Origin of the sequence: Streptomyces sp. NRRL B-24572, assembly GCF_002156145.1 — a bacterium.
GTDB lineage: Bacteria > Actinomycetota > Actinomycetes > Streptomycetales > Streptomycetaceae > Streptomyces > Streptomyces vietnamensis.
The window spans coordinates 1-9,683 of record NZ_MWIG01000247.1 but is presented as its reverse complement, the minus strand read 5'-3'; the positions used below and the strand labels follow the sequence as shown (position 1 = coordinate 9,683).

At 72.1% G+C, this 9,683-nt stretch carries 10 protein-coding genes and 1 pseudogene; 9 read left to right on the top strand and 2 right to left on the bottom strand.

The window, feature by feature from the left end; genetic code table 11:
• Positions 1-202, top strand: a pseudogene (locus CCN56_RS43190) (serine/threonine protein kinase); the annotation flags it as partial.
• 76 nt (positions 203-278) lie between these two features.
• On the opposite strand, the gene CCN56_RS15450 reads toward CCN56_RS43190, so the two are convergent.
• Positions 279-2,009, bottom strand: a complete 1,731-nt coding sequence (locus tag CCN56_RS15450) for a chitinase (RefSeq protein ID WP_086827371.1) — start codon at positions 2,007-2,009, stop codon at positions 279-281.
• A gap of 354 nt (positions 2,010-2,363) precedes the next feature.
• Between CCN56_RS15450 and CCN56_RS15445 the strand changes: the two genes are divergently transcribed.
• From CCN56_RS15445 to CCN56_RS15410, 8 genes are all read left to right on the top strand, one after another.
• Positions 2,364-3,311, top strand: a complete 948-nt coding sequence (locus CCN56_RS15445; protein WP_086827369.1) for a hypothetical protein — start codon at positions 2,364-2,366, stop codon at positions 3,309-3,311.
• A 73-nt stretch (positions 3,312-3,384) separates the two neighbouring features.
• Complete coding sequence (cpaB, locus tag CCN56_RS15440) at positions 3,385-4,095, top strand: Flp pilus assembly protein CpaB (protein ID WP_086827367.1); 711 nt, start codon at positions 3,385-3,387, stop codon at positions 4,093-4,095.
• A 7-nt stretch (positions 4,096-4,102) separates the two neighbouring features.
• Positions 4,103-5,356 carry a P-loop NTPase gene (locus CCN56_RS15435; protein WP_041131007.1) on the top strand — a complete coding sequence of 418 codons (1,254 nt, stop codon included), beginning with the start codon at positions 4,103-4,105 and terminating at the stop codon, positions 5,354-5,356.
• A gap of 3 nt (positions 5,357-5,359) precedes the next feature.
• Complete coding sequence (locus tag CCN56_RS15430) at positions 5,360-5,725, top strand: TadE/TadG family type IV pilus assembly protein (RefSeq protein WP_086827365.1); 366 nt, start codon at positions 5,360-5,362, stop codon at positions 5,723-5,725.
• Positions 5,722-6,114 (top strand): TadE/TadG family type IV pilus assembly protein, encoded by a 393-nt coding sequence (locus CCN56_RS15425; protein ID WP_086827363.1) that lies wholly within the window; start codon positions 5,722-5,724, stop codon positions 6,112-6,114. Before CCN56_RS15430 ends, CCN56_RS15425 begins: the two co-directional genes overlap by 4 nt.
• Entirely contained in the window at positions 6,111-7,457 is a 1,347-nt protein-coding gene (locus tag CCN56_RS15420; protein WP_086827361.1) for a CpaF family protein, read from the top strand. Before CCN56_RS15425 ends, CCN56_RS15420 begins: the two co-directional genes overlap by 4 nt.
• A gap of 64 nt (positions 7,458-7,521) precedes the next feature.
• Positions 7,522-8,469, top strand: a complete 948-nt coding sequence (locus tag CCN56_RS15415; RefSeq protein ID WP_086827360.1) for a type II secretion system F family protein — start codon at positions 7,522-7,524, stop codon at positions 8,467-8,469.
• A 13-nt stretch (positions 8,470-8,482) separates the two neighbouring features.
• Positions 8,483-9,373, top strand: coding sequence for a DUF5936 domain-containing protein (locus CCN56_RS15410; RefSeq protein ID WP_086827358.1), 891 nt, complete (start codon positions 8,483-8,485; stop codon positions 9,371-9,373).
• A gap of 85 nt (positions 9,374-9,458) precedes the next feature.
• Here the strand turns inward: CCN56_RS15410 and CCN56_RS15405 are convergent.
• A partial coding sequence (locus CCN56_RS15405) for a hypothetical protein (RefSeq protein ID WP_086827357.1) occupies positions 9,459-9,683 on the bottom strand: 225 nt, incomplete at its 5' end.

Sequence of the window (9,683 nt, the reverse complement as noted above, 5' to 3'; positions counted from 1 at the left end):
CGGCGAGGAGGCCGACTTCCTCTGGGACGAGGTCGGGGCCGTACGGTACGAGCGCATCCGGCGCGGCCGGGTGCTGCGCCTCGCCGTCACCCTCTACGACGGCTCGTCCTACGACTGCGAGGTCGACGGCCGCAGCGCCGCCCGGGTCGAGGGCTGGGTCCGCCTGCTCGACCCGGTGCTGCGCCACTACCTGCCCGCGTGAGGCCCGCCTGAGGCCTGCCCGAGGGAACGGCACAGCGCCGCCGGGGGAGCGGCGGCGCTGCGCTGTCGGACGGGCCTTACGGCAGGCCGTGCACCTTCGGGCCCACCGCGTTCGACCAGGCGTTGCCGGCCGTCGCGTCCCAGTTGGTCGACCAGGTCATGGCGCCGCGCAGCGACGGCCAGGTCTGGGCCGGCTTGAAGGTGCCGCAGCCGGTGCCCCTGGTCAGGCAGTCGAGCGCGTTGTTCACGACCTGCGGGTCGACGTAGCCGCTGCCCGCGCCCCGCGTGGAGGCGGGGACGCCCAGGCCGACCTGCGACGGGTCGAGGCCGCCCTGGAGCTGGATGCAGGCGAGCGCGGTGAGGAAGTCCACCGAGCCCTGGCTGTAGACCTTGCCGTCGCAGCCGAGCATCGAACCGCTGTTGTAGTACTGGGTGTTGACCACCGTGAGGATGTCCTTCACGGCGAGCGCGGTCTTGAAGTACTCCGAGCCCGTGTTCTGCATGTCGATGGTCTGCGGGGCCATCGTCAGGACCAGGGAGGAGCCCGCCTTGGCGGAGAGCTGGCGGAGCGCCTTCGTGAGGTACGTGGCGTTGACGCCGTGCTCCAGGTCGATGTCGATCCCGTTGAAGCCGTACTCCTGCATCAGGGCGTACGCGCTGTCGGCGAAGGCGGTGGCGGTGGCGTCACTGTTGATGGTGACGTTGCCCTTCTCGCCGCCGACCGAGAGGATCACGGACTTGCCGGCCGCCTTCTTGGCCGCGATGTCGGCCTTGAAGTCGGCGGTCGAGGCGTAGCCGATGACCGGGTCGAGGTTGAAGGCGATCTGGCCGGGCGTGGCCGTCGAGTCGGCGAACGAGACGGCGATGATGTCGTACGCGGCCTGGACGTCCCGCAGCTTCTGCTTGGCGGCGCCGTTGTCGAAGTTCTGCCAGTAGCCGGTGACGGCGTGCTTGGGCACGGCCGGGCCCGGGCCCGGGTCGGTGGCCTTGGCCGTACGGGCGGACACGGCGGCGGACTTCGCGGACTCGCCCGCGGAGTTCGTCGCGGAGACCTGGAACTGGTACGCGGTGTCGGCGGTGAGCCCGGTGATCGTGGTCGACGTGCCGGTGACCGTCTGCGGGTTGGCGCCGTCCCGGTACACCTTGTAGGCGGTGGCGCCGCTGACCGCGCCCCAGCTGAGGGCGACGGAGCTGCTGGTGACCGTGCCGGCGGCGAGGCCGGCCGGGGTGGCCGGGGCGGTCGGGTCGGGGTCCTGGCCGCCGCCCCCGTCGGGTCCGAAGACGCTCACGTCGTCGACGAGGTAGGGGGAGGTGCCGTACCAGCCGTGGGTCCAGATCTGCACGGACGTGGTGGACGCGCCGGTGGTGAAGGTGGTGGTGAGCTGCTTCCAGGAGGAGCTGTCGGGCGTCCAGGTGGAGACGTCGGTGGTTCCGGTGCCGGTGGCGCCGAGGTAGGCGTAGCCGCCCTGGACCCAGGCGCTCAGCGTGTACGTCGAGTTGGGCTTCACGGCCACGGTCTGCGCGCACTGGGCGTAGTCGAGACCGGCCGGGGTGGCCCTGAGCGCGCCGGTCCCGGTGTGGACGGGCGAGGAGACGACGGCGCCGCTCCCGGCGGAACAGGACCAGTTGGTGAGCCCGTTCTCGAACCCGGCGTTCTTGGCGACGTTGACGTCCGCCGCCTGCGCGGTGCCGGCTCCGCCGACGAGGACGAGCCCGGAGCCGACGGCGAGCGCGAGTGCGCCGCCGAGCAGACGGCGTCCGTCCGCGCGGCGTCCGTGCGGACGGGTGGTGGTGCGGTCCACGTGCATCCTCCGGTGGGGGAGTTGGGGATGTGGAGGTGCCGTACGTCGTCGTACGGAGGGGGTGTGGGGATGGTGCGGACGGTGGCCACCGCTGTCGCAACAAGTTGGTCCAGACCAATCGCGTTGTCAATACCTCCGGCGGGGAAGGGTGTTCGGTCGGACCCCGGGTACCTCGATGGCGGAGGCCGCGACAAGCGGAGGTCGCGATAAATGGCGGCAGCTTGGCGGATTGTGTGTTCACCACCCCACGGGACGTGGATAAGGTGCAGAGACGGCGGCACCCTGCGGTGACGCCGCGAACGCGGTAAGTGATCCGCGGCCCCCGGGGCACCGGAGGCCGGAGGGGACGGGGGGTCCGACGTGTCGACAGCGATCGCCGTCACCAGCGCCGACCTGGTGCTGCCACCGACCGACCCCGGGACTCCGCAGGCCGCCCTGCTCCCGCCCCCCGAGAGCCGCTCGCTCGACGCCTCCCTCGCCGACATGCAGCAACTCCTCGCCCGGTACGGACACGTGGTCGTCGTCTGCCCCACCGCCGCACCGGCCGCCGTCGAACACCGCCTGCACGCCGTCCGCGCCCTCCTGGAGAGCGACCGGATCGCCCTGGTCAGGACCGACCTGCCGCCCCTCGGCGCGGCCGTCCTCGTCCGCCAGCTGCGGCAGCTCGCCGGCTGCGACTTCAGCCCCGGAGTCCTCGCCTCCGCCGCCCGGCTGCTCGCCCACTACATCTACGCCGGCGCCGTCCTCGGCTCCGTCTCCCGGCTCGACCGCGTCCCCGTCAGCCTCGGCTCCCACCTCAAGGGCTGGCTCCCCGGCGCCCACTTCGCCGTCCTCGCCGGACCGACGCCGCAGATCGTGCGGCTCGGCGGAGGGGAAGGACACCTTTCCGGACCGGAGTTCGCCACCGAACTCCTCCTCGCCCGCGGCCAGCTCCAGACCGACTGGCCGACCAGCACCCTCGTACCCCGGTGGCGGATCCCCGGACCCGTGCACGAGGCGCCGCTGCCCGCGTCCTCGCCCGGCTGGTGGGGCACCGGCAAGCTCGTCGAGTTCGCCGCGTACCTGCCCGACCTGCCCGTCCTCTACCAGCTCGTCGCCTCCGTACGCCGCGAGACCTGCCACTGGTGCGGAATGGAACTCATCGGCGACCGCTGCGGCTTCTGCGCCGCCCCACTGGCCCCGCCACCGGACCCCGGCGGGTACGCACTCGGACCGGCGGCCCAGGCCCGCGTCCTCGGTCCGGGCGCGCAGGCAGGCGGCCACGCCCTCGGACCCGGCGCCCGCTCCGCCCGCTCCGCGCTGCCGTGAGCGGCCCCGCGCACCGCCACCGCCCCTACCGCTGCCCCACGTCTCCGACCGCCCCGATCGAGGAAGTACGGCCATGAACTCCCGCCAGCGCCGCGGCGTGATCCTGCTGCTGCTCTCCGTCCTGTGCGCCCTCGGCGCGTTCGCCGGCGTCCTCGCCGTCATCAGCGACGTGAACTCGAAAGTCGGCCCGGAGACCACGGCGTACCGGCTCAAGGAAGACGTGGCTCCCTACAAGGCCCTGAAGGCGGACGACTTCGAGAAGATCTCCATGCCCAAACGCTGGCTCTCCTCGACCGCCGTCACCGACCTCCGCCAGATCGAGGGGAAGATCGCCGTCACCGAGCTCAAGGAAGGCTCCCTCCTCCAGAGCGACATGATCGTCGAGCGCCCCGAACTCCAGCCGGGTCAGCAGGAGATCGCGATCATGATCGACGCCGCCACCGGTGTCGCCGGCAAGATCAACCCGGGCTCCACCGTCAACATCTACGCGACCTTCGCCGGAGAGAAGAAGGGCGACCCCGACCAGTCCCGGCTGATCGTCGCCGGAGCCCGCGTCCTCGACGTCGGCAAGCTCACCCGGGCCTCCGACAGCTCCGACCGCAGTGACCGGGCCACCTCCACCGTCCCCATCACCTTCGCGCTCTCCGCCCTCGACACCCAGCGCGTCGCGTACGCCGATTCCTTCGCCGAGCGCGTACGCCTCGCCCTCGTCGCCCCGTCCACGGCCGGCTCCCCGGCCGACCCGGGCAGCGACCGCACCTACACGCTCGACAAGGACAGGTGAGGCCGGTATGACCACCAGGATCCTGCCGGCCGTCGGCGACCCCGACGCGGCCCGGTCCGTCAGTACGCTGCTCAGCCAGCTCCCCGACGCCGAACCCGCCCAGCCGGTCACCGACTCCACCCAGCTCGTCGACACCCTCGCGCGGCTCGCCGCCGCCTCCCTCGACGAACTCCCCGAGGTCGTCCTCGTCCACGAGCGCATCGGGCCCGTCCCCGCGCTCGAACTCGTCCGCGAGGTCGCCCTCCGCTTCCCCGCCGTCGGCGTCGTCCTCATCACCGCCGACGCCAGCCCCGTCCTCTTCTCCGCCGCCATGGACTCCGGCGCCCGGGGCCTCGTCACCCTCCCCCTCGGCTACGAGGAGCTCGCCAGCCGCGTCCAGGCCGCCGCCCAGTGGTCCCTGGGCGTCCGCCGCCACCTCGGCGCGGGAGCCGAGCAGTTCGCCACCGGCCCCGGCGGCACCGTCGTCACGGTCAGCGGCGCCAAGGGCGGCGTCGGCACCACCGTCACCGCCGTCCACCTCGCCCTCGCCGCCCGCGCCTCCGGGCGCAGCGTCGCCCTCGTCGACATGGACCTCCAGAGCGGCGACATCGCCTCGTACCTGGACGTGCAGTTCCGCCGCTCCGTCGCCGACCTCGCGTCGATCGCGGACATCTCGCCGCGCGTCCTCCAGGACGCGGTGTACGTCCACGAGACCGGCCTCTCGCTGCTCCTCGCCCCGGCGGAGGGCGAACGCGGCGAGGAGGTCACCGACCGCGCCGCCCGGCAGGTCGTCAGCGCCCTGCGCGGCCGCCACGAGGTCGTCGTCCTCGACTGCGGCTCCCGGCTCGACAGCGCCAACGCCGCCGCGATCGAGATGGCCGACACGGCGCTCCTCGTCACCACCCCGGACGTGGTCGCGGTCCGCGCCGCCAAGCGGACCGTACGGATGTGGGAACGGCTCCAGGTCCGCAAGGCCGAGGAGACCGTCACCCTCGTCAACCGCCACCACCGCACCAGCGAGATCCAGCCGCCCCTCGTCCAGAAGATCACCGGCACGCGGATGGCGGGCGTCGCCGTCCCGGCCAACTTCAAGGAACTCGCGGCGGTCGTCGACGCCGGCCGCCTCCACGAACTCGACGCCAAGTCGACGGTGAAGCAGGCGCTGTGGTCGCTGGCGGGCGAACTGGGCCTGGTCCAGGCCGCAGGCCAGCCGGGCAAGGAGCTCGCCCGCGCGGCGGACCGGGGCTCGCTCGGACTGCGGCGGCGCGGGGGAGTGCGCTGAGGGATGCGTACGTACCGGGACGACGACAGGGGGCAGGTGGCGGTGGAGTTCCTGGGCATGGTGCCGCTGATCCTGCTGACGCTCGCGCTGCTGTGGCAGGTCGTCCTGGTGGGGTACACGTACACGCTGGCGGGGAACGCGGCGGATGAGGGGGCGCGGGCGCAGGCGGTCGGCGAGGACTGCGACAGCGCCGCTCGGAAGCACCTGGACAGCGCGTGGTCGGCCGAGGTGAACTGCTCCAGCCCGGGAGACGGCATGTCCTACGCGGAGGTCGAGCTCCAGGTCCCGGTCCTCGTCCCGGGCCTCGGAGGCCTCTTCCCGGTACGGGGCAAGGCCGGCGCCGTCGACGAGGAGGGCCTCGGGCGATGAGGAACGACCTGCGGAGCACAGGACGGCGCGACCGCGGCCAGGCCGCCATCGAGTACCTAGGCTTCCTCCCCATTCTGCTCATCGTCGGCCTGGCAGGCCTCCAGCTCGGCATGGCCGCTTACGCCGCCCAGCAGGCGGGCACGGCGGCCCGCGCGGCCGCCAGGGCCGCCGCGACCGCCGACGACGAGAACGCGCCCGAACCCGATGCCGCCGGCCACGCGGCCGTGAGCGGCTGGATCTCGTCCCGGACCACCATCACCGTCGACGGGGGAGTCGCCACCGCAATCGTCACCATCCCCCAAGTGCTGCCCTTCTGGAGCTTCGACCCCGTCAAGAAGACCGCCACCATGCCGATGCCCGAGACGCCCGACGAGGAGGACCTGCCATGAGCCTGCGCGCCCGGATCAACGCCCCCGAGGACAAGGGCGGCAGCGCGGCCGCCCGCGAGGACGGCCACCTCGTCGCCGCCTTCCGGGCCAAGCTCCTGGAGGAGATCGACCTCACGGAGATGTCCGCGCTCGCGGCGGCCGAGCGGCGGGCCCGCCTGGAGCGCGTCCTCGGCCACATCATCAGCCGCGAGGGCCCGGTCCTCTCCACCGCCGAGCGGTCCCAGCTGATCCGCCGGGTCGTCGACGAGGCGCTCGGGCTCGGCGTACTCGAACCGCTCCTCGAAGACGCCTCCATCACGGAGATCATGGTCAACGGCCCCGACCAGATCTTCATCGAGCGCGGCGGCCGCGTCGAACTGCTCCCGCTCCGTTTCGCCTCCCACGAGCAGCTGATGCAGACGATCGAGCGGATCGTCTCCACGGTCAACCGGCGCGTGGACGAGTCGAACCCGATGGTCGACGCCCGGCTCCCCTCCGGCGAGCGCGTCAACGTCATCATCCCGCCGCTCTCGCTGACCGGGGCGACGCTCACGATCCGCCGCTTCCCCCGCGCGTACACGCTCCACGAGATGATCGGCCTCGGCTCGCTCGACGAGCAGATGCTGCTCCTGCTCTCGGGACTGGTTCAAGCCAAGTTCAACCTGATCGTCTCCGGTGCCACGGGCACCGGGAAGACCACCCTCCTCAACGCCCTCTCGGGTCTCGTACCGGACGGCGAGCGGATCATCACCATCGAGGACTCGGCCGAACTCCAGCTCCAGCAGTCCCACGTGATCCGCCTGGAGGCCCGCCCGCCGAACATCGAGGGCCGCGGGGCCATCTCCATCCGCGACCTCGTCCGCAACTCCCTGCGCATGCGCCCCGACCGCATCATCGTCGGTGAGGTCCGCGGCGGCGAGACCCTCGACATGCTCCAGGCCATGTCCACGGGCCACGACGGATCCCTCGCGACCGTCCACGCGAACTCGGCCGAGGACGCCCTGATGCGCCTCCAGACCCTCGCGTCGATGTCGGAGGTGAAGGTGCCGTTCGAGGCGCTGAGGGACCAGATCAACAGCGCGGTGGACGTACTCGTCCAGCTCACCCGGCACCCGGACGGCACCCGCCGCATCACCGAGATCTCCGTCCTCGCCTCGCACGGCCGGGAAAGGTTCCTGCTGGCCACGGTCTGCCGCTTCGAGGCGCAGCCGGTCGCGGCCGACGGGCGGGTGTACGGGCGGTTCACGTACCACCCGCTGCCACGGCGCGTCGCCGAACGCCTCTACCTGGCGGGGCAGCCGATCCCGCAGGCGTTCGGCGTGGCGGCGACGGACGCCCACCTGGCCACCCGAGAGGCGGAATGATGACCGACGCGCGCACGGCGATGCCGCCCCTCGACCCCACCACCCGGCGACGCGAGGCGCAGCGATGATGACGGACCCCTTCTGGCTGACGACCGGCGTGACGCTGCTCGCCTGCGTGCTCGGCGTCGTCGGCGTCCAGACGTACGCGAGCGGGGCCCGCCGCCATGCCGCCCTCGTCGCCCGCCTGGACCAGAGCGGCGAACCGGAGGCCGTGACCGGCCGCCGCAGGCGCCGCTTCCGGGGCGTGGACCGCCGCGTACGGAAGACGGCCCTCGGCCGGAAGCTGGAGCTGCGGATCGCGGCGACCGGCCTCGACATCACGCCCGGCGAGTTCACGGTGGCGCTCGCGGCGACCGTGGCGGTCCTCTGGATCGTGGGGCAGGCGGCGCTGTCCCCGTTCTTCGGCCCGATCTGCGGGCTCCTCGGCATCTGGGTCGCGGTCGGCTTCCTCAACTGGCAACGCCAGAAGCGCATCGAACGCTTCATCAACCAGCTCCCGGAACTCTCCCGCATCCTGGCCAACGCCACCCAGGCCGGCCTCGCCCTCCGCATGGCCCTGAGCCTGGCGGCCGACGAGCTGGAGGCCCCGGCGGGAGACGAACTGGAGAAGGTGGCGCAGCAGTTGTCGGTCGGCACCAGCCTCGACGACGCCCTCGGAGAACTCGCCGAACGCCTCCCCTCCCGCGAACTCGTCGTCCTCGTCACCACCCTCGTCCTCGCCAACCGGGCCGGCGGCACCGTCGTCTCCTCCCTGCGGAACCTCACCGAGACCCTGGAGGAGCGCAAGGAGACCCGGCGCGAGGTCCGCACCCAGCTCTCGCAGGTGAGCATGACCGCGTACTCCGTCCCGGTCATCGGCATCGGCTCGCTCCTGCTGATCGACAACATGCAGCCGGGCGCCCTCGACCGCATGACCAGCTCGGGCATCGGACAGGTCGCCGTCATCACCGCCTTCGCCCTGTACGTGGTGGGCTTCGCCGTCATCCGCCGCTTCTCGAAGATCGACGTGTAGGGACAAAGCCGAAGTGGACCTCCTCCTAGCCCTCCTGGCAGGCCTGGCAGTCGCGGGCTTCGCGTACGGCCTGCGCCTGTACCGCGCCGACGCGAAGCTCCCGGACGACCTCAAACTGGCCCTGGAGGTCGGCGCGACCCGTACGGGAGCGGTCGACTCGGCGGTGGACCGCCTGGGCATGCGCTGGTCGCCGGCCGTCCTCCGCCTGATGGGCCCGAAGCGCGTCAACGCCGTCCGCCGCCGCATCGACCTGGCGGGCAACCCGGGCGGCCTGACGATCGACCGGTACGGGGCGAGGCGGGCGGTGTACGGCTTCCTGGGCGGCCTCGGCGGCCTGGTGATGATCAGCAGGGGCTCGTACGTGACGGCGCTGTTGCTCCTGGCGTTCGGGGCGTTCTGGACGGAGGTCGGGATCTGGTCGGCGGTCCGCATCCGCAAGGACCAGATCGAACGGACCCTCCCGGACTTCCTGGACGTTTTGGCGGTCGTGGTCAGCGCGGGCCTGGGCTTCCGGCAAGCCCTTGAACGGGTGGCGGAGAAGTACGAGGGCCCGTGGGCGGACGAACTCCGCATCACGCTGAGGCAGATGGACATGGGCGTGAGCCGCCGCCAGGCCTTCGACGAACTGCGGCGCCGCAACGACTCGGAGCAGGTGGCGCAGTTCGTCACGGCGCTTCAGCAGGGCGAGGAGCTGGGCGCCCCGATCGTGGACACGCTGATACAGATCGCCAACGACATGCGGCGCACGGATGCCCAGAACGCCCGTCGCAAGGCGGCGAAGGCCGTCCCGAAGGCGACGATGGTGATCACGACCCTGATGGTCCCGGCGACGATGATCCTGCTGGGCGCGGGCCTGTTCCTGGGCACGGGGACGGACTTCGGGTCGGTGACGGGCGGCAAGTGAACGGCTGACGCCACGGCACGGACAGCGACGGTTCCGGGCCGCCGTTGTCCCGTTGTCCGTGGCGCACGGCGCCGCTCTTACGACCTCACCGGCGTCGGTCCCGGTCGTTGAACAGGTCGAGCACGTCCGGTACGGGCGGGTAGTACGAGGCGCACTCCGGGCAGGCGTAGACGTTGAACCCGGGCCCGGAGCTCTGGTGCACCTCGGAGACGACGACGGGATCCCGGGTGATCACGCCGCAGCGCACGCACATCCGCACGGGCCGCCGCGCCTCCCGAGTAGTGGCGAGCGCGTCGCGGTGCTCGCCCTG